The organism is Brevibacillus sp. SAFN-007a, assembly GCF_051967035.1.
Taxonomy (GTDB): domain Bacteria; phylum Bacillota; class Bacilli; order Brevibacillales; family Brevibacillaceae; genus Brevibacillus.
In genome coordinates this window covers 160,465-183,363 of sequence record NZ_JBQCKK010000005.1, presented here as the reverse complement: position 1 = coordinate 183,363, position 22,899 = coordinate 160,465, and the positions used below count along the sequence as shown (strand labels likewise).

Annotated in this window: 24 protein-coding genes and 1 riboswitch; of the genes, 16 read left to right on the top strand and 8 right to left on the bottom strand. The window is 54.6% G+C overall.

Annotated features, from left to right (window positions below):
• Nucleotides 1-6 precede the first annotated feature (6 nt).
• Nucleotides 7-2,148 carry a hypothetical protein gene (locus ACTHO6_RS08815; RefSeq protein WP_440241173.1) on the top strand — a complete coding sequence of 714 codons (2,142 nt, stop codon included), beginning with the start codon at nt 7-9 and terminating at the stop codon, nt 2,146-2,148.
• Nucleotides 2,149-2,269: 121 nt separating this feature from the next.
• On the opposite strand, the gene ACTHO6_RS08810 is transcribed toward ACTHO6_RS08815, so the two are convergent.
• Nucleotides 2,270-3,742, bottom strand: a complete 1,473-nt coding sequence (locus tag ACTHO6_RS08810; protein WP_440241172.1) for an aminotransferase class I/II-fold pyridoxal phosphate-dependent enzyme — start codon at nt 3,740-3,742, stop codon at nt 2,270-2,272.
• A gap of 164 nt (nt 3,743-3,906) precedes the next feature.
• On the opposite strand from ACTHO6_RS08810, the gene ACTHO6_RS08805 reads away from it, so the two are divergent.
• A complete protein-coding gene (locus tag ACTHO6_RS08805) occupies nt 3,907-4,869 on the top strand; it encodes an NAD(P)H-dependent flavin oxidoreductase (protein WP_440241171.1) in 963 nt (320 codons plus the stop codon).
• 148 nt (nt 4,870-5,017) lie between these two features.
• Here ACTHO6_RS08805 and ACTHO6_RS08800 read toward each other — a convergent pair whose 3' ends face one another.
• Nucleotides 5,018-5,653 carry a YktB family protein gene (locus ACTHO6_RS08800; protein ID WP_440241170.1) on the bottom strand — a complete coding sequence of 212 codons (636 nt, stop codon included), beginning with the start codon at nt 5,651-5,653 and terminating at the stop codon, nt 5,018-5,020.
• Between the two features lie 224 nt (nt 5,654-5,877).
• Between ACTHO6_RS08800 and ACTHO6_RS08795 the strand changes: the two genes are divergently transcribed.
• The 4 genes from ACTHO6_RS08795 (at nt 5,878) to speD (ending at nt 8,790) form a co-directional block, all read left to right on the top strand.
• A complete protein-coding gene (locus tag ACTHO6_RS08795) occupies nt 5,878-6,477 on the top strand; it encodes a hypothetical protein (protein ID WP_440241169.1) in 600 nt (199 codons plus the stop codon).
• A 222-nt stretch (nt 6,478-6,699) separates the two neighbouring features.
• Entirely contained in the window at nt 6,700-7,206 is a 507-nt protein-coding gene (locus ACTHO6_RS08790) for a DUF4446 family protein (protein ID WP_440241168.1), read from the top strand.
• 346 nt (nt 7,207-7,552) lie between these two features.
• Nucleotides 7,553-8,149 carry a hypothetical protein gene (locus ACTHO6_RS08785; RefSeq protein WP_440241167.1) on the top strand — a complete coding sequence of 199 codons (597 nt, stop codon included), beginning with the start codon at nt 7,553-7,555 and terminating at the stop codon, nt 8,147-8,149.
• Between the two features lie 236 nt (nt 8,150-8,385).
• Nucleotides 8,386-8,790, top strand: a complete 405-nt coding sequence (gene speD, locus ACTHO6_RS08780) for an adenosylmethionine decarboxylase (RefSeq protein WP_440241166.1) — start codon at nt 8,386-8,388, stop codon at nt 8,788-8,790.
• Between the two features lie 70 nt (nt 8,791-8,860).
• Here speD and ACTHO6_RS08775 read toward each other — a convergent pair whose 3' ends face one another.
• Nucleotides 8,861-9,478 (bottom strand): YhcN/YlaJ family sporulation lipoprotein, encoded by a 618-nt coding sequence (locus tag ACTHO6_RS08775; RefSeq protein ID WP_440241165.1) that lies wholly within the window; start codon nt 9,476-9,478, stop codon nt 8,861-8,863.
• 135 nt (nt 9,479-9,613) lie between these two features.
• Between ACTHO6_RS08775 and typA the strand changes: the two genes are divergently transcribed.
• Complete coding sequence (gene typA, locus ACTHO6_RS08770; RefSeq protein ID WP_440241164.1) at nt 9,614-11,455, top strand: translational GTPase TypA; 1,842 nt, start codon at nt 9,614-9,616, stop codon at nt 11,453-11,455.
• A gap of 95 nt (nt 11,456-11,550) precedes the next feature.
• Here the strand turns inward: typA and ACTHO6_RS08765 are convergent, their stop codons facing one another.
• Nucleotides 11,551-12,024, bottom strand: coding sequence for a glutathione peroxidase (locus ACTHO6_RS08765; RefSeq protein ID WP_440241163.1), 474 nt, complete (start codon nt 12,022-12,024; stop codon nt 11,551-11,553).
• A gap of 211 nt (nt 12,025-12,235) precedes the next feature.
• Here ACTHO6_RS08765 and ACTHO6_RS08760 point away from each other — a divergent pair, with 211 nt between their 5' ends.
• The 3 genes from ACTHO6_RS08760 (at nt 12,236) to ACTHO6_RS08750 (ending at nt 14,422) form a co-directional block, all read left to right on the top strand.
• The gene (locus ACTHO6_RS08760) at nt 12,236-12,583 is read left to right on the top strand and encodes a YlaH-like family protein (RefSeq protein ID WP_440241162.1); all 348 of its coding nucleotides are present in this window, start codon (nt 12,236-12,238) and stop codon (nt 12,581-12,583) included.
• The gene (locus ACTHO6_RS08755) at nt 12,573-12,845 is read left to right on the top strand and encodes a hypothetical protein (RefSeq protein WP_440241161.1); all 273 of its coding nucleotides are present in this window, start codon (nt 12,573-12,575) and stop codon (nt 12,843-12,845) included. The genes ACTHO6_RS08760 and ACTHO6_RS08755 overlap by 11 nt, the downstream gene beginning before the upstream one ends.
• 200 nt (nt 12,846-13,045) lie before the next feature.
• A complete protein-coding gene (locus ACTHO6_RS08750; RefSeq protein ID WP_440241160.1) occupies nt 13,046-14,422 on the top strand; it encodes a hypothetical protein in 1,377 nt (458 codons plus the stop codon).
• Nucleotides 14,423-14,428: 6 nt separating this feature from the next.
• Here the strand turns inward: ACTHO6_RS08750 and ACTHO6_RS08745 are convergent, their stop codons facing one another.
• A complete protein-coding gene (locus ACTHO6_RS08745) occupies nt 14,429-14,737 on the bottom strand; it encodes a DUF5665 domain-containing protein (protein WP_440241232.1) in 309 nt (102 codons plus the stop codon).
• Between the two features lie 174 nt (nt 14,738-14,911).
• Between ACTHO6_RS08745 and ACTHO6_RS08740 the strand changes: the two genes are divergently transcribed.
• From ACTHO6_RS08740 to ACTHO6_RS08730, 3 genes are all read left to right on the top strand, one after another.
• The gene (locus ACTHO6_RS08740; RefSeq protein WP_440241159.1) at nt 14,912-15,367 is read left to right on the top strand and encodes a pyridoxamine 5'-phosphate oxidase family protein; all 456 of its coding nucleotides are present in this window, start codon (nt 14,912-14,914) and stop codon (nt 15,365-15,367) included.
• Between the two features lie 89 nt (nt 15,368-15,456).
• Nucleotides 15,457-15,582: riboswitch (SAM riboswitch) on the top strand.
• 96 nt (nt 15,583-15,678) lie between these two features.
• A complete protein-coding gene (locus ACTHO6_RS08735; RefSeq protein WP_440241158.1) occupies nt 15,679-16,845 on the top strand; it encodes an aminotransferase class I/II-fold pyridoxal phosphate-dependent enzyme in 1,167 nt (388 codons plus the stop codon).
• The gene (locus tag ACTHO6_RS08730) at nt 16,842-18,029 is read left to right on the top strand and encodes a trans-sulfuration enzyme family protein (protein WP_440241157.1); all 1,188 of its coding nucleotides are present in this window, start codon (nt 16,842-16,844) and stop codon (nt 18,027-18,029) included. The genes ACTHO6_RS08735 and ACTHO6_RS08730 overlap by 4 nt, the downstream gene beginning before the upstream one ends.
• Before the next feature lie 35 nt (nt 18,030-18,064).
• Here ACTHO6_RS08730 and ACTHO6_RS08725 read toward each other — a convergent pair whose 3' ends face one another.
• Entirely contained in the window at nt 18,065-18,685 is a 621-nt protein-coding gene (locus ACTHO6_RS08725) for a YhcN/YlaJ family sporulation lipoprotein (RefSeq protein WP_440241156.1), read from the bottom strand.
• Between the two features lie 197 nt (nt 18,686-18,882).
• Between ACTHO6_RS08725 and ACTHO6_RS08720 the strand changes: the two genes are divergently transcribed.
• Nucleotides 18,883-20,217, top strand: a complete 1,335-nt coding sequence (locus ACTHO6_RS08720; protein ID WP_440241155.1) for a PhoH family protein — start codon at nt 18,883-18,885, stop codon at nt 20,215-20,217.
• 295 nt (nt 20,218-20,512) lie between these two features.
• On the opposite strand, the gene ACTHO6_RS08715 is transcribed toward ACTHO6_RS08720, so the two are convergent.
• A complete protein-coding gene (locus ACTHO6_RS08715) occupies nt 20,513-21,013 on the bottom strand; it encodes a DinB family protein (RefSeq protein WP_440241154.1) in 501 nt (166 codons plus the stop codon).
• Between the two features lie 104 nt (nt 21,014-21,117).
• Between ACTHO6_RS08715 and ACTHO6_RS08710 the strand changes: the two genes are divergently transcribed.
• Nucleotides 21,118-21,564 carry a hypothetical protein gene (locus ACTHO6_RS08710; protein ID WP_440241153.1) on the top strand — a complete coding sequence of 149 codons (447 nt, stop codon included), beginning with the start codon at nt 21,118-21,120 and terminating at the stop codon, nt 21,562-21,564.
• A 44-nt stretch (nt 21,565-21,608) separates the two neighbouring features.
• Here the strand turns inward: ACTHO6_RS08710 and ACTHO6_RS08705 are convergent, their stop codons facing one another.
• Nucleotides 21,609-22,109, bottom strand: a complete 501-nt coding sequence (locus ACTHO6_RS08705; RefSeq protein ID WP_440241152.1) for a hypothetical protein — start codon at nt 22,107-22,109, stop codon at nt 21,609-21,611.
• A 59-nt stretch (nt 22,110-22,168) separates the two neighbouring features.
• Here ACTHO6_RS08705 and ACTHO6_RS08700 point away from each other — a divergent pair, with 59 nt between their 5' ends.
• Nucleotides 22,169-22,816: an MBL fold metallo-hydrolase gene (locus ACTHO6_RS08700; RefSeq protein WP_440241151.1), complete on the top strand. Its 648-nt coding sequence runs from the start codon at nt 22,169-22,171 to the stop codon at nt 22,814-22,816.
• The last annotated feature ends 83 nt before the right edge of the window (nt 22,817-22,899 follow it).

Genomic DNA, 22,899 nt, shown 5'->3' with positions numbered 1-22,899 from the left:
TGTCTCATGAAACGTAAGCCCATGCAGGGGCTGCTGGCTGCCGCGTTGCTGGTCACCTCCCTGTGGACGGGGACTCCAGCGTTTGCGAACAGTATCGGACAGGAAATCAAAATAGACGTAAGTCAGCCGGAAGTTTCCAAAGACGGATTTGATATTTCCAAGGAATATGCGATCTGGAAGGTTGCGGGGGAACAAACGCTCACCTTGTACCATGTGAGCAAGCAGACAGAGACGAAGATCGGCGACAAACAATCTGACAAGACAAGCCCGCGGATCGACGGAAAGTACGCAGTCTGGATCGACTCTCGCCACGGCGGAGCAGACGTGTATTTGTACGACATTGCCAAGGACGAGGAAATTCGCTTGACCAGCGGAAAAGCCGCTGCCTCCGATCTGGAGATCTCGGGGAAAAAGGTCGTTTGGTCCGGGAAAAGCGATGCGGGAACCGACATTTACATGTACGACATCGCGACTGGCGACACCACCCGCGTCTCCACCAGCGGCAAAGCCAGCGATCCGACCGTAAGCGACAGCTATGTAGCGTGGGAAGACTCCCGCAATGGCAACCCGGACATCTACTACTACGACATCAACAAGCAAAAGGAAGAATTGGCTGCAGGAGGCAAGGCACACCAGGTGGAGCCGAGCCTATTCAGTGACAAAATCGCCTACGTAAACGGCCAGCAGGTTTACGTGTACACGATCGGCACGGGAAGAAACAAGCCATTGACCGATACGTCGACCGCCAAGTCGGGCGTACATATTTACAAAGACACGATCGTCTACCTGGACGACGACGATCTGGCGTATCGGGACGCGAGCAAATCTTCCGGCAACGAAATCGCGAGCAGCGTGTTCGAGTCGGTGCGTCCGCGCATTTTTGAAGAGTACGTCATGTACGCAAAGAGAGACAACGACAAAAAGCTGCGCCTCCATATTTATGATCTGGACGAACGAGCTGATATCGGGCTGGGCGCCACCTTCGGGGAGCCGAGCCAACCGGATGGCTCTGACCGCTACGTCGTGTACGTGACAGAGTCGAAAAAGGCAAACGCCGTCGTCCTGTTCGACACGGAAAAAGGAACGAGCAAGGTCATCAGCAAAAGCGACGCCGACCCGATTCGTCCGGTTGTGAGCGGCAAGTACGTAGTCTGGTACGATCAGCGGGAAGACGCACTCGTCGCGTACGATATTCGCACAGGCAGGGAAAAGCAGATAACGAACGGAGATGACGACCAGGAGCCGAGTGACAAGCTGTACGAGGTCGACGGCACCAAGCTGTTGTGGGTCAATGCGGATCGCCGCGCCGACCTGATCATCACCGACCTGGCAACGGGCAAGGAAGAAGAAATTGCCAGCCTGAGAACCGAGCCGTTGAGCGTGGATATTTACGGCAATTACGTGGTCTGGGTAGAGGAAACAGGCTCGAAAAAAGCAGACATTTACTTGTACGACATCGAGGAAAAAGACGAGACGGTGATCCGCAAAAACGTGGAAGTACAATCCGCGCAAATCGGAGACGATTTTGTGGTCTGGAGCGAAAACAGCGGAGGCGCGAAAAACGGTTGGGATTTGTACTACTACAGAATCGACCGTCAACGGACAGATCTCTTGATCCGCTACTCGGAACGCGACCAAAAAAATCCGCAAGCTTCCCGCAATATGATTCTTTTTGAAGATAACCGCTTGTCTCCCAAAGAAAAAGACTTTTACTTTGAACTGTACGATGCAGAAGACCGTTCCTACAGCGATGTGGAGTGGAACGACAAGGCGGAGATTTCCAGCCCGAGAATCGGCGGAAATCGCATCGTCTGGATCGACGAGCGCGACGGCAAACCTGTCGTGTACACGATGGCATTTGCAAGCCCGCGGGATGATGATGCCGTAGAGGAGCCAGGCACCGATCCAAAGCCGAATCCTGAGCCGGGCGACTACAAAGAGTACAAACTGGTGGATTTGCTGCTCGATGGCACGCTGACGGAGAAAATGAACAGTACCGATTTTAACAAAATCATGTTTGTCTTCTTCCAGGGGACAGAGGACGAACTAGCGTTGCCGCTGACAGAGGCTTTCCGCGACAGCAAGCGCATGGTGGATTTGTTTAACCAAGCTGGCCTCACCACGATCGACATTCGCTTCTATAAGTAAACGAGAACAGGCGAGTAGGCAAAGTCCTAGTCGCCTGTTTTGCTGATGGTTCCTTGCCTCATCATGAAAAAAACCGCTGCCTCCATCAAAGGGGCAACGGCTGTGATCGCAAGAATGGGGGTTAACCCGAAATCGCGGTTTGTCTTTTCAGGACTTTGATCGTTTTCAGCGACTCATCCTCCGGGCCTTGGACAGGCAGACCGGCGCGGATGTTTTCCTGGATGTACGCAATATTTTCTTCGGAGACGACTTCTCCCGGCAGGAAAATCGGAATGCCGGGCGGGTACACCATGATGAACTCCGCGATGACGCGGCCGGCGGCTTCCGCCAGCGGAATGGTTTCCGTCTCCGCATAGAATGCCTCGCGCGGCGTCGTAGACAGCACGGGGATGTTCGGCAGGGAGATTGTTGGCTTTTCTTCTGCCTGCACGTGGGCAAATTCCACAGACAATTCGCGGAGCGCATTGACCAGCGCGTGAATCGATTCTTCTGTATCCCCGGCCGTGACAAAACAGAGAATGTTGTACAGATCGCTCATTTCCACTTCGATGTTGTACTTGTCGCGCAGCCAGTTTTCCACTTCCCAGCCGGTAATGCCGAGATCGCGTACGTGAATCAACAGCTTGGTCGGGTCCATGGCATACGTCGCCGGTTTTCCGAGAATTTCTTTGCCTACGCAGTAAATGCGCGGGATGTCGTTGATGAGGTCGCGTGCCTTGTTTGCGAGCTGCATCGCTTTTTCGGCCAGCATCTTCCCGTTGAGCGCCAGGTGCTGGCGGGCCATATCGAGCGAAGCCAGGAAGATGTAAGAGGTCGAGGTCGTCGTCAGCATGCTCAGAACCGTTTTGACGCGATCGACATCGACGAGGCCCTCGCGCACGTTCAGGATGGACGTCTGCGTGAGGGAGCCGCCCAGCTTGTGTACGCTCGTCGCCGCCATATCCGCTCCGGCTTGCATGGCGGAAATCGGCAAGTCCTCATGGAAATGAATGTGTACGCCATGGGCTTCGTCCACCAGGACCGGAATTTCGTAATTGTGCGCGGTTCGCACGATCTCGCGCAAGTCGCCGGCAATGCCGAAGTAGGTAGGGTTGATTACCAGAAGCGCCGCTGCGTCAGGGTGGGCTTCCAGCGCTTTTTGCACGGCTTTTACGGTGATCCCGTGGGAGATGCCCAGACGCTCGTCCATCGCGGGATGAATGAAAATGGGCACCGCTCCGGCGAAAATAATCGCCGACATGACGGATTTGTGTACGTTTCTCGGTACGATGATTTTGTCGCCGGGACTGCACGTCGCCATGATCATTGCCATGATGGCGCCGCTTGTGCCCTGGACGGAGAAAAATGTATGGTCAGCGCCGAACGCTTCGGCTGCCAATTCCTGTGCTTCTTTAATCATTGCCTTCGGATGATGCAGGTCATCCAGCGGCGCAATGTTAATGAGGTCTATCGAGAGAGCATTCTCCCCGATGAACTCGCGAAATGCCGGATGCATGCCCATCCCCTTCTTATGGCCCGGAATGTGAAATGGAATCGGGTTCCGGTTGGCGTGCTCCAACAACCCGCTGAACAAAGGAGTTTTCATTTGTCTCACTACGATCGCCTCGCTTTACGAATCAAGAATAAAGGGGATAAAACAAACAAATTGAGTATAGCAAAATAGGGGGGGAAAGCAAGCGAATTTTTATTCATATTCGCGTGTGGCGGCAGGAGTTTTCCCTGCCTGGCGAGAAGCTTAACAAAAATGGGGTGATGGAGATGAAAACAAGAGTAACCGAGCTGTTGCAAATCAACTATCCGGTGGTTCAGGGCGGATTGGCCTATCTAGCATACGCGGAGTTGGCCGCTGCTGTGTCAAACGCAGGCGGGCTGGGACAGGTCACGGCGATGTCGCTGCCGTCCGCGGAAGCGCTGCGCAAAGAAATTCGCAAGGTGCGCGAGCTTACAGACAAGCCGTTTGGCGTCAATTTTGCGATCGGGCAATACAACAGGCCGTATGAAGAAGCGCTGGAGGTCGCCATCGAAGAGAAAGTAGCGGCCATCTCCGTGACCGGAGGCAATCCCGAGCCGCTCCTGCGTCGGCTCGACGGCCATCCGATCAAAAAGCTGGTGCTGGTCGCATCCGTGCGGCAAGCGCAAAAAGCGGAGGCGATCGGGGCAGACGCCGTCATGGCCGTCGGGCAGGAGGGCGGAGGCCATCTTGGACGGGACGATATCGGGACGTTTGTGCTCATTCCGCGCGTCGTCGACTCCGTCCGCATCCCGGTGCTGGCCAGTGGCGGGATTGGCGACGGACGCGGACTTCTGGCCGCTCTCGCGCTGGGCGCGGAAGGCGTGGAAATGGGCACCCGGTTCATCGCCACACAGGAGTGCGTGCATGCCCATGAGGCGTACAAGCAGGCTCTGCTGAATGGAACCGAGCAAGATACCGCCGTCATCAAAAGAACGCTGGGAGCGCCAGCAAGGGTTGTACGCACGCCAGGCTCTGATCGCATTTTGCAGTTGGAAAAAGAAGGAGCAGGTTATGAAGAACTGAAAAACTTCATCAGCGGTGAGAAGAACCGCGCTTTCATCTACGAGGGCGACCAGGAGCGCGGCTTCGGCTGGGCAGGGCAGGTCATCGGCCTGATCGAGGACATCCCTTCCGTCCAGGAGCTGTTCGAACGGATGTTTCGGGAGGCGGAAAGCGGCCTTCAGCGGTTGAATGGAATTCGCGGCTAAAAGGGAAGGCGTTCCTTTTCCCCGCGGATGCCGCCGCCTGTGGCCGGCAGGCAAAAAAACAAAAGAACAGGCAAAGGCTTTTCAAGAAAGCGGACCTGTTCTTTTGCATATATTTTTATCAAATGTCAGGGAGGCGATAACCAAAAGCTTACCGACCCATTGCACCGATTGTGTACAGCTTGCTGAGAACGGCAAACGTGTTTTCGAGTCGTCCCAAGAGCGCCTGCGGGTCAGCAAGCACCGGATCGCGACGATCAATGGTCAAGCCACAGAGCAGTTCCGCTTTTTTGACCTGCGCCAGCCTGTCCACCAGCTTTTGCACACCGGCTTTGCCCAGTTCAGCCTGGGAAGTGCTGGCGGGCAAGGTGTGATCCGGGGACCAGTGAAAATGAGCGGGCACCAGCCTCATGATTTCGTCCAGATGCGCGCTGAAGGACTGACTGATCTGGGCCTTGGCCGGGGCTTCGTAAATGACGGCATACCAGACAAACAAGTGCGTTTGCCACAGGCCGATTTGAAAATGCGGATGCTTTTTGTACCCGCGTTTGTCAGGGGCCCAGGCCACCCACGTATCGGAAGGCGGATTCACGGTGCGGCGGGCATGCTTGGCTACATGGTAAAACATCTCATCGCCGGTGGCGGCTGACAAAACGGGCGCAAAATAGTGACCAAGCGCTTCAAGTTTGGGGCGAATCACGGTCTTGATCGCGTCCATTCGCTGATCGAGTCCCTCAACCGCAAACACATCAAAATCTTCTGGGCGAAAGCCGGAAAACGCAGTCATGAAACAAACACCTCATTTATCCATGATCGAAAGTCACGCAAAAGAAAAGGGCGAACGTCCTTGTCAAGGGAGCTTGAAATCCTCCATATGATATCATACCACGCAGGAAAAAAATACTTGCCGGGATACGAATAGCAAAACGGAAGCGTGAATAATATGATATACCACTCACTCCCTTACAGCCAAAATGAAATCTGAGTATTCTGTCAACGGGAGGGGCCTGGATGAATCTCGGCGTGGAATTGGAGTATGACAATCTGGCGGTTTGGTTTGATCGCAAGACATTGCACGCGATGGTGCAGGCCCTGGTTGAAGCGGGGGTGAGCGTCACGTGGAAGGAGTCGCCCGAGCAGTTTCACCTCCTCGTGAACACCACAGACGGCCTTTCCGACTGGAAAATGCAGCGATTAAACGGGTCTTACAAGCTGCAAGTGGCAGGCGTTCCCATACACGACTCGCGAGTGGCGCTGGTGCTGTACCACTTCGTAGAACAAGCAAAAGGGCACGCCATCATCAAGGTCAAGTTAGAGGATTGCATCTTGATGAAGCACGTTCAGTACGGTGAAGTCGTCAGAATAGTGGAAATTAAAGGAGCTGAGAAAAAAATGATCTACGAAAAATTCTGCAATGTGACGATGGACCAAGTGATTGCCGCCTTGAAACGGCGTGACGCTGAGGAACGTATTCCGGTTTTGCGTTTGGAGCTCGATTATGAATTGGCGACGTTGTTTGATGCGATAAAGGCAGAAGATCAGGCCCAAATAAAAAAATCCATGGAAGTGTTACAAGGACTTCGTCGAGAAATGCTGCTATTGGAAGCGTAGGTAGACTGGAGGATAACGATAGGACGATGAGCTTGACACATAGACATACGGAATGAAAAAAGCGACATCTCAACCATGAGGGTGTCGCTTTTTTTGGTTGCGCAAATTTTCGTATTTCCGATTTGCCGAAGACTTTATTTGAACGGGCGGCGAAGCGGAGTTACAATAGAGAAGGCTCTGACTGCCTATTGCAACGCATGTACCAGAAAGGAAGAAAATGCTTTGGAACCATTCCTATCTCCCATTCCCCCTGTCACCATTTTGCTTGTGGGGACAATCGCGCTGACTCTGATTTTGCTCTTCGTCGTCATCCTGCAATCGGTTCGCATCAGTCGCCTGCGCAAGTCGATCAACCGACTGATGACAGGTACCGGAGGAGCCAACCTGGAGGAGGGCTTGCACAGACTGCTGGATCAGGTGGATGAAGTCAAAAAGCTGCAAAACGATCAGCAGTTTACGCTCAATCGTCTATCGCAGCGGATCGCAGCCCAGTGCGGCAAGGTGGCCGTCATTCGCTACAACGCCTTCGGGGATGTCGGCAGCGATCTCAGCTTTTCTTTGGCGATGCTGGATGACGCCCAAAACGGTGTGGTGATTACCAGTATTTTCGGTCGGGAAGAATCGCGTGTGTACGCCAAACCGATTGAAGCGGGAACATCCACTTACCACTTGTCCGAAGAAGAACAGGCTGCCATCAAAAAGGCGATGACGTCCCATTCCGCTGTCTGACTCGCGGTGAATTCTTTTGAAACCGCAAGCATATGAATGAATCAGGGAGATCATTCCGTCTCCCTGCGTCCTGCTTCGGATATTCGGTGTTTTTGTGCAAATTCTTCTGCTTTTTCATCAAGACTTTTACGGACTGCTGTTGTATAATAAAGGTGTCAAGGATGGCTTTTTTCGGAAAAACAAAAAGTAGGTGATCCGCCTTCATTACCCAAATCGACTTTCGATTCGCGGGGCAAGGCCAGGTTCTACAGCGTTCCTTCGTTGACACTTAGCGTATCTCCTCTACATTTGGACACAGTTTGGTCGTAACTGGCCCACGGAAACCAAAAGAATTGAGGAGATATTTATGGCACAGCGTTTAGCAACCAACTACGCCAAGGCCTATTTTACGGTGAATGAAGAGGAGCTGAACCAATTCGTCTCGCTCTTCACCAATGAACACATTTCAGTTGACGTCAAAGTATGCGACAACGGCGACCGCGACGTGATCCTGACTGACCATAACGGCGAAATCCAACTGAGCTTCTGCCGCGTCGGCAATCGCTACTCGTGCGACAGCTCCTATCTCATCCGGGATCGGCAGCTGGCGAATGCGATGAGAAAAGCGATGAAAACGTTTCGGGGCTACGGAATCGTCCACAGAATTTACGAAGGCTTCACGATGGTGTACCACTACGATCAAGGATCGGTCGTGAGCATCCGGGAGCTGTCGGGGGACGAGGAGACGTCTGTCTTTGAAGATACCTCTCTACATATCGCCAGCGAGCTGGAAGCACTGTTCCAGCAAGAAGGCAGCGAAAGAGAGATTGAGTCCTTGCGTCAGGAAACGGATCGCTGGCTGGATTTGCGCAACTGGGCAAAGGAAGCTGCCCCGGAGAAGCTTCCCGTCATCGATACGCGTTTAGGGATGTTGTCGCAGCGGCTGTTTGAATTAGAAGTGTAAATACGCAAGAAAAAACGGGTGCCCGACGGTGCCCGTTTTTTTCATGGACTTTCTTAAAAAAAGGGTATTGTCAAAGTAGGCACATACATGGTATTGTTGTTTTCGTTGGAAACAGGATTAGGAACCAGGATTCACTTCAAAGGGTGGATAACAAGAGGGAAACCGCCCCCGTTAGTGAATGACGCAGGTCCTAGCGATGTTTAACATTACACTTGCTAGGAAGGGGGAACCGAAAGATGGAATACTCGACTTTCGGAAGACACGTTGCCGTTGACACATGGGGAGTTCAGTTTGACTTGTTGAACGACGCAGAATTTTTGAAAAAGGAAATGATTGAAGCTGCCGAGGCATGCGGAGCTACAGTGCTGAGCGTGCAAGCGAAGCAGTTTTCTCCTCAGGGTGCTACCGTACTGGTTCTTCTCTCGGAAAGCCACCTGTCCATTCATACGTATCCTGAGCGCGGTTTTGCCGCTCTGGATTGCTACACTTGTGGCGAGACAGTCGATCCGCAAGTTGCCATCGACTACTTGGTGTCTGTGCTGAAGCCGGAGAAAACCTACGCGAAGAAACTGGTTCGCGGAACGGGTGAACTCCAAGTGGTAGAGCCAGAAATCAAAGTAGCGGAAGTTGTGACCAAGTAACAATCGAAAAGAGGATTCAAGAGGTGCGGGAGACATGTCCGCACCTCTTTTACGTGACAGACGTCCCCGATCATGACCGCGGCGGCTGCTGGAGCGCCGTGCGCAGATCGTGCAGAAGTCTGGTGAATTCGGTCGAGGCGGTGCTTGTTTTTTGCTCTGCCGCGCTGCGTCCGTGCATACTCTCATTGGCGCGTTGCGTCGCGTCCTCGTAAAGCCGCGCGTTGATCGCACGCACACGCTCAAACACGGCCTGGTCGGACGAAACCTGCATGCGCAAGGTCGGCGAGACCGCCCGGCAAGCAGAGTAGACCTGCTGCTCGATGACGTTTGCCTGCGGCTCGCCCAGATTGTCGCGCACGCGAATGCCGATGACGGCGTCCTGGCCGTTAACGACCACGGTAGCCCGATCGACGCCCGGAACATCATCGGCCGCTTTTGTCAGCTGCTCGGCCAAATCTTGCTGGAAGCCGGTTGAGGTGTACCCTTTGAGGGGGTTGCGGACGCTTTGTCCGTGCGTATAGGCGTTGAAGTCGTGACCGATGCTTGTGCGCGTCAGCGGCGTTTGGGGATGCGAGCTGCTTTGCGTTTGTGCCCCCGCGTCAGGTCCTGCGCCTGAAGACGCGCACCCGACAGCTGTTGCTGCAATCAAGAACAAACCGATGAAATAGCTTGGCCCGTTTTTCCTCATGGCAGACCACCTCCTGCCTTTAGTATGGCGATTGTCGCTCACGCCAATCCGGAAGTGTTCCGAAGTAAAAATGCCCATTGTGCGGTGTTTCACGACCTGTTAATATGGAAGGTATGCATAACAGAGGAGGTTCACATGAAGCGTCTTGACATACGCAACATTGCCATCATCGCCCACGTTGACCATGGAAAAACAACGTTGGTTGACAAGCTTTTGATCCAATCGGGCACATTCCGCAGCAACCAGCAGATCGAGGAGAGAATGATGGACTCCAACGACCTGGAGCGGGAACGCGGAATTACCATCTTGGCGAAAACCACGTCCGTCAAATACAAAGAGTTCACCATCAACATTTTGGATACGCCAGGCCATGCCGACTTCGGCGGCGAGGTAGAACGGATCATGAGCATGGTGGACGGCGTCCTTTTGATTGTCGACGCATTTGAAGGCTGTATGCCACAAACGCGTTTCGTCCTGAAAAAGGCGCTCGAAGCAAAAGTTACCCCGATTGTTGTCGTGAACAAGGTAGACCGCGACAACGCACGTCCTCAAGAAGTCATCAACGAAGTATACGACCTGTTTATCGACCTGGATGCAACGGAAGAGCAGCTGGACTTCCCAATCGTTTACGCTTCCGGTCTCCAGGGCATCGCCGGATTGGCGCCGGATAAACTGGAAGGCGATCTTCGTCCGCTTTTCGACACCATTGTCGAACACATGCCTGCACCTGATGCCGATGAAAACGCACCACTCCAAATGCAAGTAACCATGCTGGATTATAACGACTTTTTGGGTCGTATCGGGATTGGCCGCATTTATCGCGGAACCATGAATGTAAATGAAATGGTATCGGTCACCACGCGCAACGGCGAAGTGAAAAAAGCGCGGATTCAAAAGCTGTTCGGCTTCTCCGGCTTGCAGCGCGTGGAACAAAAAACGGCGCGAGCAGGAGACATTGTGGCGATCGCCGGGATTGACGATATCAACGTAGGCGAGACCGTTTGCCATGTCGATCACCCGGATGCGCTGCCTCTGCTGAAAATCGACGAGCCGACGCTGCAAATGACGTTTTTGGTGAACAACAGCCCGTTTGCAGGCCGCGAAGGAAAACACGTCACCTCCCGCAAGCTTCGCGATCGCCTGATGGCTGAGCTGGAGACAGATGTGTCTCTTCGGGTGGAGGAAACCGATTCACCGGATGCGTTTATTGTATCGGGACGCGGTGAATTGCATCTGTCCATCCTGGTGGAGAACATGCGCCGCGAAGGCTTCGAGCTGGCTGTGTCCAAGCCGGAGGTGATCGTGCGGATGATCGACGGCCAAAAAATGGAGCCGGCCGAGTTCCTCGTCATCGACGTGCCGGAAGAATACACCGGAGCTGTCATGGAGACGCTGGGCCAACGCAAGGCCGAGATGGTCAACATGATAAATAATGGCTTTGGCCAGGTGCGCCTGGAGTTCATCATTCCTTCCCGCGGACTGATCGGCTACCGCACGGAGTTCTTGACGATCACGCGCGGATACGGCATTCTCAACCATTCCTTTGACAGCTATCGTCCGCTCGTGCAGGGCGCTGTGGGCGGACGTCATGCAGGCGTGCTGATTTCCCACGAGACCGGGACCGCCACTACGTACGGGCTGATGTCTGTCGAGGATCGCGGCACCATGTTCATTACGCCGGGGACGGAAGTCTATGAAGGCATGATCGTGGGCGAGCACAACCGCGACAACGACTTGACCGTCAACGTGTGCAAAGAGAAGCACGCGACAAACGTCCGCTCCGCAACGAAGGACGAGACGGTGAAAATGAAGACGCCTCGCCTTTTGACGCTGGAAGAGGCACTGGAGTATTTGAACGACGACGAGTTGTGCGAAGTTACGCCACAATCCGTCCGTCTGCGCAAAAAGTATTTGAACAAATCGGATCGCGAGCGCTACGAAAAGCAAAAGCGCTGGGAAGCACAGCCGCAAGCGTAAGCGTCAGTGCACAGCGCCTGGCGAGAAACGATCAAAGCCGCTTTGTCCTTCGTCGGAGGGCAAAGCGGCTTTTTGGTTGGTGAGTGATCCAAATTTTACAAGAGGCGCTCGATGTCAGCCGCCACGTCTTCCGGCTGGACGCGGGCGCCGATGCGCTTGACGACGCGGCCCTCTTTGTCCACGAGGAATTTGGCGAAGTTCCATTCGATCTCTTCCCCCTGGCCTTCCGGAGCGTTGGCTTTCAGGTACTGGTACAGAGGATGGGCAGTCGGGCCGTTTACGTCGATTTTGGCAAACAACGGGAAGGTCACGCCGTAGTTGCGATCGCAGAACGCCGCAATCTCCTCTTCGCTGCCAGGCTCTTGCGCGGCAAACTGGTTGCACGGAAAGCCGAGAACACTGAAGTCTTTGTCCGCGTAGCGCGTGTACAGCTCCTGCAAGCCTTTGTACTGCGGCGTCAATCCGCACTGGCTGGCCGTGTTGACGATCAACAGGACGCGTCCTTTGTATGCGGCAAGCGTCTGTTCTTCTCCGGAAATCGTCTTGACAGAAATATCGTACAGGCTCATGTTTTTCCCACCTTTTTCTAAGTGTGCGACTCTCTCATCATAGCATGTCCGCGAAAAGGCAGGCTAGCATGTTCGAGGCGCCAAGTGCAGGCTACTCCTTTTTGACAGGAATTCCATCACCTGATAAAGTAAAAAAGATACATACAAAAACGCGGGTCCTTCCCGTTGCTGTGAGAGGACGCGGACTTTTGCCTTACAGGAGAGATATGTAATGGACTGGATACAGCTTGCTTCCACCTATGTACCGGCCAATCCGGATCAACTGAGCGCCTACGACAGCTTTCGACTGTGGGCGGACCAGAATCGGGCCTGGATTTTGTTTGTGCAATTAATTATCGTCTACTACCTGGGATTTGCGACGGTGATTCGCATGCCGATCCTGAAAACCTTGCTCCTGTACCTCCTCCTGTTCGTCGGGGCGCTGATCTTTGCCATTTTGGACGTGCAGCTCCCGGTGAAGAGCGCCATGCTGGTCGCGATTGTCATTCTGGTCATCGTCAAGCTGAGAATCAAACCGGAGCAAGCGGAACGAAAGGGAGGCGGCCCTGGTGAAACGTGATGATGCCCTCTTTAACTGGCTGCAAATTCAAGTGGTGGCCGATGCGAGACCGGACGATCTGTCGGCCGGGGAGACGGCGGCGTTTTTCTTGCAGCTGCTGCAGGAGGACCACGGGCTGAGCGAGCTTGCGTATCGCCGGGAGGGCGGCTGGTACGTCCTTTCCGCCAAGCAGGAAACGGCACCCCCGCTCGAAAGCAGATATCCGGCTGAAACCGTCGAGTCGTTGCTGGTCGCGATTGAAAACGAACCGAAATACAACTAGGGAATACGTGAAAAAAGACTCTTTCCGACTCCGATTCGTTCGGCGGCGGAGAGGGTCTTTTTTTGTCGGGAGAGCGTGCTTTCGTGGGTAGGAAGACGTGTTTTCGGTCGCCGTGCAACTTTTGCAAAAATCGTTTCGTCTGTATGGGTGCCCGCAGGAGACAAGGGCTGAGTGGCAAACATACAAGGGGGGAGACACCAATGAAAAAGATCATGAACAAGCCCGTATTGGCGGTGGTTGCGGCGGCAGGACTCCTCGGCTGCCTGACCCCGATTTTTGCAGATGCCAGTTCAAACGACGCGCCAGCGATCAAGGTTGTGATGAACGACGAAGGCAAGCAGGTTACCCGATATCACCTGAAACAGCTTGCCAAAAACGATCCGGCCACGTTGAACATGCTGCTGAAAAACCAGGCCGACCATTTGTACCTGATTGTAGAACCCACCCAGTTGAATACCAAGCTGCAAACCTACATGGAAACGAACAAGACGGAGTGGGAGCGCGTGTATCGCGACTATTACGACGACATCTGGCTGGAGGTTCGCCCCGCCCAGGCGGATGAGAAACTGGTCAGCGTGAGCGCCCAAACCGAGAACGGAAAGGTGTACATCAAAGGCATCGTGACGCCGGACGTGACCAAGGTTGTCATCACCAAGCCGAACGGCGACAGCATCGAGGCAGTGCCGACAAGCGAGCGATCTTTTACCGTCAGCTTCACCACGCCCCAATCGACTTCCGTGCAATATGTAACCGTGCAGGCGTATGCGGGCCGTCTGTTGGCGGACAGTGAAAAAGTCAAGCTCATCCCGCAGGCTGAAGAAGAGAAAGACAGGCTGATCTATGCCTTTTCGGTGTACGATGCCAAAAAAGCCGAGTGGCAGGTAAAGGGTGTCGTCAAAAGCGGAGCGGACAAGGTTGTCGTCTCCTACAACGGTACGCAAGCAGAGGCGAAGCCGAAGCAGCTGTGGGACGGCGTAGACAGCTTCAGCGTGACGGTCAAGGACGTGAAGGCAAAGGCTGCGAGCGGCGAAGCGCTGATCGAGGTATATGCAGACGGGAAAAAAGTCGACGCCGACACGATCGCGGTGGATGTCATTAACGTACCGGACAAAGATCCTGGCGCGGCTTATGCCATTGCCGGAACGGCGGTGTACGACCCGAAGAAAAAGGCGATTCAGCTCAAAGGCACCGTCAAGGGCTTGGATGCGAAACAAGACGAAAAGCTTGTCGTTGTCACCCCGGACGGCAAGAAAAAGCAGATCAAGCCGAACGACAAAGGCGAATACAGCCTGACGTTCTCCGATAAAAGCCGTGCGCTGGCAGCCCAAACCGTCCGTCTGGAGCTGTATGCGAAAGGCAAGCTGGTGAAACAGGCAGACATCGCGCTGCATACGAAAATCACCCATGCGCCAAAGAAGGATGGCGGCAGGGACAACAAGGAAAAGGACAGCCACAACCAACCCCATGGAAAAGCCTACGGCTACTGGAAAAAGCACGAGGGCAAATGGGAGGGGGACCGTGACGACGATCGCGACGACGACGATGACGAGGACCGCGTCAAAAGAAGCGGCAAGTAGGCGCAGTTACGGCTGCTTGTAGGTCTGTACATACTCGACCAGCTGGCGGATGTAATCGCCGAGAATCGGGATCGAAAGAAACTGAGTCAACAGCGAGCCGAGCAACGTGAGAATGATCGCTGTTCCAATCGTCAAGCCAAGACCCCGGGCAAGTCCTGCGAGGAAATTGATCCAGAGCAGCTTGCGCGGGGCAGTGTAGTTTTGAATCACGTCTGCGAGCCGGATATCTTCCAGAAACAGGGCGATTTTATCCATGCGCGCGTTCAGTTTCCGCACTTCCTGCAACTCCTGGAGGACCTGGTCGATTTGCTGCATCAGCCGATCTGTAGGCGTAGGTGCCACTTTTTCCAACCTCCTTATCCGATTCCATGGGTTATCTACCAGTTTAGGGAAAAAAACAGGCAGAAGCAAGGTGGGGAGGAAACGTTTGCCTAATGTCAGACAGGAAGGGTACAATAGACGTACATACGTTTACGAGGAGGCATCCGAATGGCTGAAACCGTATCCCAAACCTTGTCAGAAGAACTGTTCGCGCTCCTGCAAAAAGAGCGATTTGTCACACTGGGCACAGTCGATCACGAGACAGGGGCGCCATCGCTCAGTTCCTTGTCCTGGACATATGCGGTGAACAACGGACTCATCCGCTTTGCCGTGGATACCCGCTCGCGCATACTCGCCAATATTGCCAAAGAGCCGCAGGTCGTTCTGCATCTGATCGGCGCTGGCTCCTCTTTTGCGATCAACGGACGCGCGGCGCTCAAAGCCGAGCGGCTGGAGGGCGTTCCGCTGAAGCTGGCGGTGGTGGAGATTGCCATCGACTCCGTCCGGGACGTGATGTTTTACGGCTCGCGCATTTCCGTAGAGCCGCAGTACGAAAAGACGTACGACAAAAATGCGGCCGCAAAGCTGGACAATCAGGTCATGACCGCGCTGAAAAACGCCTGATCCGGACTTCTGCACAATAATGGAAAATCCTGTTGACAAGAAACCGTCGTATCCTTTAGTATTAGGTCATTCAAATTGAATAGCAAAACTTCTTATCCAGAGAGGCGGAGGGACTGGCCCGATGATGCCCGGCAACCAATCAACCGTATGTTCGTTCATACGGGGAGATAATGGTGCTAATTCCTGCAGAGTTATGTAACTCTGAAAGATGAGAAGGTCTTGCTTACGGTGACGTAAACAAAGCCTTCTTTCAGAGAAAAGGGGGCTTTTTTTCATGCCCCTCGCACATCATGGGAGGGAGAGAGTTGCGTATGAGATTGGAAACCAAATTAGTTCAGGCAGGCGTAGGCAGAGAAGAGAAAACGGGAGCGATCAGCTTTCCTGTCTACTATGCCACCGCATACCGCCACCCGGCATTGGGGCAGAGCACAGGCTATGATTATACACGTACGGCAAATCCGACCCGTGCCGTATTGGAAGAAGCGATTGCCGAGGCGGAATCAGGCGATGCCGGCTTTGCCTGCGCATCGGGAATGGCGGCGGTCCATACGGTGATGGGATTGTTTTCCCAGGGGGACCATCTCCTTGTGTCGCTCGATTTGTACGGAGGGACGTATCGCTTGTTCGAGCAGGTGCTTTCCCGCTACGGCCTGTCTTTTACCTACGTAGACCTGCGCGACCTGGAAGCGGTGCAAAACGCGCTGCGGGCCGAGACAAAGGCGATCTTCGTCGAGACGCCGACGAACCCGCTCATGCAGATTACCGATATTCGCCAAATCACCGAGCTGGCAAAGCGGCATGGACTTTTGACGATTGTCGACAATACGTTCATGACCCCGTATTGTCAACGCCCGCTGGAGCTTGGCGCAGATATCGTGCTGCACAGCGCGACGAAGTACCTGGGCGGCCACAACGATGTGCTGGCCGGACTGATCGTGACAAAAGGAGAGGAGTTGTCGGAAAAAATCCGGTTTTTGCACAATTCCATTGGCGCGGTATTGGGCCCGCAAGACAGCTGGCTGTTGGTACGCGGCATGAAGACATTGGCGCTGCGCATGGAAAGACATCAGGCAAACGCGCTGGCTGTGGCGAAAAAGCTGCAGGAGCATCCGGCTGTCTCCGAAGTATTCTACCCTGGACTGGAAGAGCATCCCGGGCATGCGATCCAGGCGAGTCAGGCAAGCGGTTTTAGCGGGATGGTTTCCTTTCGGGTCCGGTCTGCGGAGCAGGTGGGCTTGTTTTTGCAACATTTGCGTCTCGTCTCTTTTGCGGAAAGCCTTGGTGGCGTCGAGTCGTTGTGTACGTATCCGGCGACACAGACCCACGCTGACATGCCGCTGGAAGTGAGAGAATACGTCGGCGTGTGTGACCGATTGCTGAGACTGTCGGTAGGGATTGAGCATCCGGAAGACTTGATCGCGGATCTGTTTCAAGCGCTGGACGCGAGCCTTGCCGTTGTTGGGGGGGCTGTCCGATGAACTTCGCAACGAAGCTGCTTCACGGCTCAGCCTGCATCGATCCGGTTACAGGTGCGTCGTCGGTTCCGATCTACCAGGCATCCACGTTTCACCAGTTTGACCTCGACCAGCCAGGCGCTTATGACTACGCCCGTTCCGGCAATCCGACCAGGCACGCCCTGGAGGAAGCGATTGCCGCTCTCGAAGGCGGCGCCCGCGGCTTTGCCTTCTCCTCCGGCATGGCGGCCATCTCCAGCGTGTTCATGCTCTTTTCGGCCGGCGACCATATCGTAGTCGCGGAGGATGTGTACGGCGGCACCTTTCGTTTTTTGACCCGCGTGTTGTCGAGAATGGGCATTTCCGTTACGTTTGTCGATGCCACGCGCACAGAGGCCGTGCGCGAGGCGATTACGCCGGCTACCAAAGGGGTGTATCTCGAAACGCCGTCCAATCCGACGCTGAAAGTGACCGATATCGCAGCGGTGTCCGCCGTTGCCAAGGAGCACGGGCTGCTCGTGATTGTCGACAATACGTTTTTGACGCCGTACTATCAGCGGCCGCTGGAGCTGGGAGCGGATGTCGTCATTCACAGCGCGACCAAGTTTATTGGAGGGCACAGCGACGTTGTGGCGGGCCTGGCCGTGACGCGCGATGCCGCGCTCGGCGAGCAGCTTTACCTGATTCAGAACGGCATGGGCGCGATCCTTGGCGTGCAGGACTGCTGGCTGGTGATGCGCGGGTTGAAAACGCTCAAGGCACGGCTGGATGTCAGCACCAAATCAGCCGGAATTTTAGCGGAGTGGCTGTCAGCGCACCCGGGCGTGAACCGCGTGTACTATACGGGGCTGGCTGACCATCCGGGACATCTCGTCCAAAAACGGCAAGCAAGCGGTCACGGCGCGGTGCTGTCCTTCGATGTGGGGAGCCGCGAACGGGCCAAGGCGTTGTTTGATCGGGTGAAGCTGCCGATCGTGGCGGTGAGCCTGGGAGCGGTCGAGACGATTTTGTCGTATCCCGTGACGATGTCGCATGCAGCGATGCCAGCGGCGGAGCGGGAAGCACGCGGTATCACCGATGGCCTGATTCGGCTGTCCGCAGGGCTGGAAGACGTGGACGACTTGCTGGCGGACTTGAAGCAGGCACTGGATGCGCTGCCGCCCCTGAAGTCTGCCCCAACGCAAAAAGAGGCATTTTCCCGGGCGTAATCTCCCGAGGCGAATGCCTCCTTTTCTTTATGAGTTTATGGGGTGCCTGTACGGTTTGCGTTGATCTTGTCGTTTCCTTGCGGCAGAGAGCGGCCGTTTTGATTGATGCGCTGTTCATTTTCCTGCGAGGGCGTTTCCTCCCGCTGCCTTACGTCGCGCGGCAGCTGTGGAATGATGCGGCCGACGATATCGGCCAACTCCTCGGCAAAGCCCGAGATCGGGTGGCCCCGCCGGATGTCCGCAGCCATTTCCCTCAGCCGCTGGACGATGTCCGGATCGGCTGTCACGATCGCATTTGCGCCCTGCGGGTCTTCTTTCATCGCTTCGGCAACGGAGTACTTGATGACGCCGACCTCTGGCCGATCGAGATGGGCGTCCACATCGATCCCGACGACGGCGATCTTGCCGAGGACGACCGCTGTCGCTCCGTTGACCTTTTTCACGCGGGTAGCCAATTGCACAAGCCGATCGGCTGTCGCTTGCGAAGATTGGTTGTAAGAAGGTCCCGGGGCCGTTTGCTGGACGCGCTGGGTATGAGGCACTTGCTGGTTGGGCTGTGGCGCAGCCTGGTTGGCTGGCGGCTTGTTGTTAGACATGCACCCTGAAAAAAGCAGGCTGGCGCCTAGGCAACCGACGATTATCCGTTTCACACGCATTCTCCCTTTCCCGTAATGCCTCCTTGAGTGGAGGGCAGGTTACCTGTATTTTGTCCCCCCATCCCCAATTCATTCTGCCAAAGGGCCGTCTATCTCTGTCCGACAGAACATAGACTGTAGTACATCACGTCGCCACAATTGAGCATCCCTCCAAAAATTGCATACCGTATAGAAGAAGGGTAATAGGAGGCGAGATTTTGAAGAAAATCTACGTACTGGACACCAACGTACTCCTGCAAGATCCACGGGCGATGTTCTCTTTCGCTGACAACGAAATTGTCATACCCGCTGTGGTGTTGGAAGAAATCGATTCCAAAAAGCGGTACATGGATGAAATTGGCCGCAACGCACGGTACGTATCGCGGCTCTTTGACAGTTTTCGTGAGCTGGGTCACTTGCACAAAGGCATTACCCTGGAGACAGGCGGGCTCTTTCGGGTGGAGCTGAACCATTCCTCGCTTCACCAACTGCAAAAGCAATTTACGGAAATGACCAACGACAACCGCATTTTGGCGGTCGCCCTTAACCTGCAGGAGGAGGAGAACCAATCCCCACAGCCCAGACCCGTCATTTTGGTGAGCAAGGATGCGCTCATGCGTGTGAAGGCAGATGCTTTGAACATTTCGGCAGAAGATTTTCTCTCCGATCGTGTGGTGGGGGAATTTTCCAGTATCTACACGGGCTATCAGAAAATGATGGTCGCCTCGGAGATCATCAAAACGTACTACGCGACGAGAAGGCTGCAACTGGCCTCCTGTTTCCCTCGCTATCGCTTTTATCCGCATCAGTTTCTCGTGCTGAAGGACGAATGCAACCCGTCCATTTCTGCCATCGGAAAAGTGGACCCCGATGGAAAAATGTTGGAAATGCTTGTTTCAGACGACGATCCGATTTGGGGCATCCGGGCCCGAAACGTGCAGCAACGGATGGCAACCGAGCTTTTGCTGCGAGACGATATCCCGCTGGTGACCATGACGGGCAAGGCGGGGACAGGGAAGACGTTGCTGGCGCTGGCAGCAGGATTGTTGCAGATCGAAGACCAGCAAAAGTACAAAAAACTGTTAGTGGCAAGACCTATCGTTCCTTTAGGAAAAGACATCGGCTATTTGCCCGGCGAGAAAGAAGAGAAATTGCGGCCGTGGATGCAACCGATTTATGATAATCTGGAATATTTGTTCAATACGAAGCGACCAGGGGATCTCGATAAAATTTTGGCGGGGATGGGCAGCCTGCAAGTAGAAGCCTTGACCTATATTCGCGGTCGTTCCATTCCGGGGCAATTCATCATTATTGACGAGGCGCAAAACTTGACGAAGCATGAGGTGAAAACGATTCTGACGCGGGTAGGGGACGGCTCGAAAATCGTCCTGATGGGAGACCCGGAGCAAATCGACCATCCGTACCTGGACGAAAGCAACAACGGTCTGACGTACGTGGTCGAGGTGTTCAAGGATCAGAAGCTGGCCGGGCACATTCGCCTGGAAAAAGGCGAGCGGAGCGTGCTTGCCCAACTGGCCGCCGATTTGTTGTAAAAAGCGTGTATGAGAACCGGCTGCCTGGCCATAATAGAGGTGTCGAGCCCGACGATTCATGAACAGAAACGGCGAAATGCCTTGCAGGAGGCGAAGATCCGTGGATAACCATGAACAAGCAGTCGACGAAAGTCGGATGGACAGTAACCGATTCCTTGGGTAACCTATCTCTTTCATGGAGGTTGAAGTGCCAAAGAGAATAACCGGTAAAACCCCATACGCAATCGGGCTCGACAAAGGACCGCTCCCTATTTGGGAGCGGTTTCGCTTTTTGGGCTGCTGCAAGCGAAAGAGGCTAGGCTTTGGCGGCGGCAATCGCTTTGCGCAAGGAAGAGATGGCGCTAAAGTGCATGCCTTCGTGGAACAAGGTGAAGACCATCATTTCGCCGTACGTGTGCATGACTCCCTTGTCCCCGAGTTCAAACGGCTTCGGGAGCGGCTCGTTCAAGCGGCCTTGCAAACGCTCCTTGATACGCGCATGCTGCTCGGTCAACTGGGCGTGGAGCGTCTCCAGGGACGGGATGTCGCCTTGCCAATCGGCCGGTTTCGTCCCCGGGCTAAACAGAGCCGCATAGGACTGCGGACATTCCACTCCGGTGGGACCGAACAGCAAGTAACCCTGGGTGAGAAAAATATGGCCGACATTCCAGCGAATGTTGTTACGGAAGCCCGTCGGAACGATGTCGGCTTCTTCCTCCGTCGTTTTGGACACGGACTCCAAAAACAGCCGGCGAATCAGATCGTATTGATTCCAAACAAATGAATCATTGTGCATAGCGATATCACCTCTCGTCATTTTCCAATCCTCTCCTAATTATCGTATAGCCAAGGAAAAAAACAAGCAGCGATTTTGGCTAGCGGCCCTTCTCCCTGCATACGTTGTAACAAGGGGGGAACAGCATGGTCACCTTGGATTCATCCATTGCCTTTTTTGTCTATGTGACGGCCGTGTCCAGCGCAGCTGCCGGTGTGACAGAAGCGTTCAAATCGGTTATTCCGTTTTTGTCCACAGACTATGAACCGAAGGAAGACTGCCTGGAGGACCACAATCAGGCGGCGCGTCTGATGCATTACAAACGTTTTTTCAATCTGCTTATTTCGGTTGTGGCGGCCGGCGCGATTTTTGGCATGCTCGGTCTGGACCCGGCGCTGATCTTGACCGGGGCGGATTCTGCCTACGTGGACAATCCGTGGGAGGTAGGAACCTGGCTGTGGGGCATTATTGCCGTGTTCGGCTCTCCGTTTTTTGCTTCGGTTCTAAAAATTTTGGAAGGCTTTAAGCAGACCGTGAATAACGGCAATCCGCCAAATCGTCCCCGGCAGAAGGTAAGCGGCCCGCGGGAATGACGGTGCGTACGGGAACCACCCCTGCCGCGTCCGCAGCGAGATGCCTACGTCTGGTGCAGCCACTGTATGCGAACCGAATACGCGTCGGCAATCCTTTGGGCGAGCTCCGTCAAGCTGCTGTCGATGAGGTAGATCGGCTCTTTTTGCTCCGTTTGCGCGATCGTGCCGCTGACATGCTCCTTCCACTGTTCAGCCGCCGCCCAGCGATCGGCTGGGGTACCAAAAGCCTTGTCCACCGTAAACAGCGCCACCTGCTCTCTATACACAAACCTGTGGCCACGCGGCGAGACGAACCCGATCGCGTCCAAATCCGCGATTACGGCTTCTTCTGGAAGCAAGAGCAGCGAGAAGACGTCACCAGGCAAGCGGAACGTTTGCAAAAGCGTCTCCAGCTTGTCTTTTTCTGTCTCCTTCTCGACGATAAAAAGCAGCTGATCCCGTTCAAAGACATTGACAGCGTCCTCGATTTTCGGTATGACTTGAGCATAGAAGCCAGGATATTTCCCGTCTGGGATCGCAAGCTCGATTCCGTACATAGGGCGCATGCGCTTCATCCTTTTCTGCAAGTTTTTCCTTATCGTACCAAAAAAACAGGGAGGTTCCTATGAGCGACCAACAGCTTGCCATCCAATCCTTTGCCTTGGGAGGCTTTCAAACAAACGCCTACGTCCTGACCAACACCCGTACAGAAGAGACGATTGTGATCGACCCCGGCATGGAGCCAGCGCGGCTTTTGCAGGCCCTTGCCGACAAAAACGTCGTGGCGATTCTTTTGACCCACGCCCACCTCGATCATATCGGGGGACTGAACCAGGTGCGGGAACTGACCCAAGCGCCTGTGTACATCCATCCGCTGGAGCAGGAGTGGCTGACCAATCCCGATCTCAACGGTTCCAGCCGCTGGGGGCTGCCTGAGCCGATCGTCTGCGAGCGCGCCGAATACGAGCTGGCTGACGGGCAAACGCTCCAGCTCGCCGGGTTCGACATCCAGGTATTGCACACGCCGGGCCATTCGCCAGGAAGCTGCTCGTTTGTCATCGGCAAGCATTGCTTTGGCGGAGATGTGCTGTTTGCCCAGAGCATTGGCCGGACCGATTTGCCGGGGGGCGATTACGAGACGCTGATGATCAGCATCCAAGACAAGCTGTTTGAGCTGGATGACGACACCATCGTCTACCCCGGACATGGCCCGAAGACGACGATTGACTACGAAAAAACGTACAATCCGTTTGTAACGGGCATGCTACGGTAAAGACTTTCCCGGTCCGGACGAAAACGAAGCGAACAGGATTTTGGCGGGGGGCGGCGAAAAAGTAGGAGGTACCTTATCGTTAC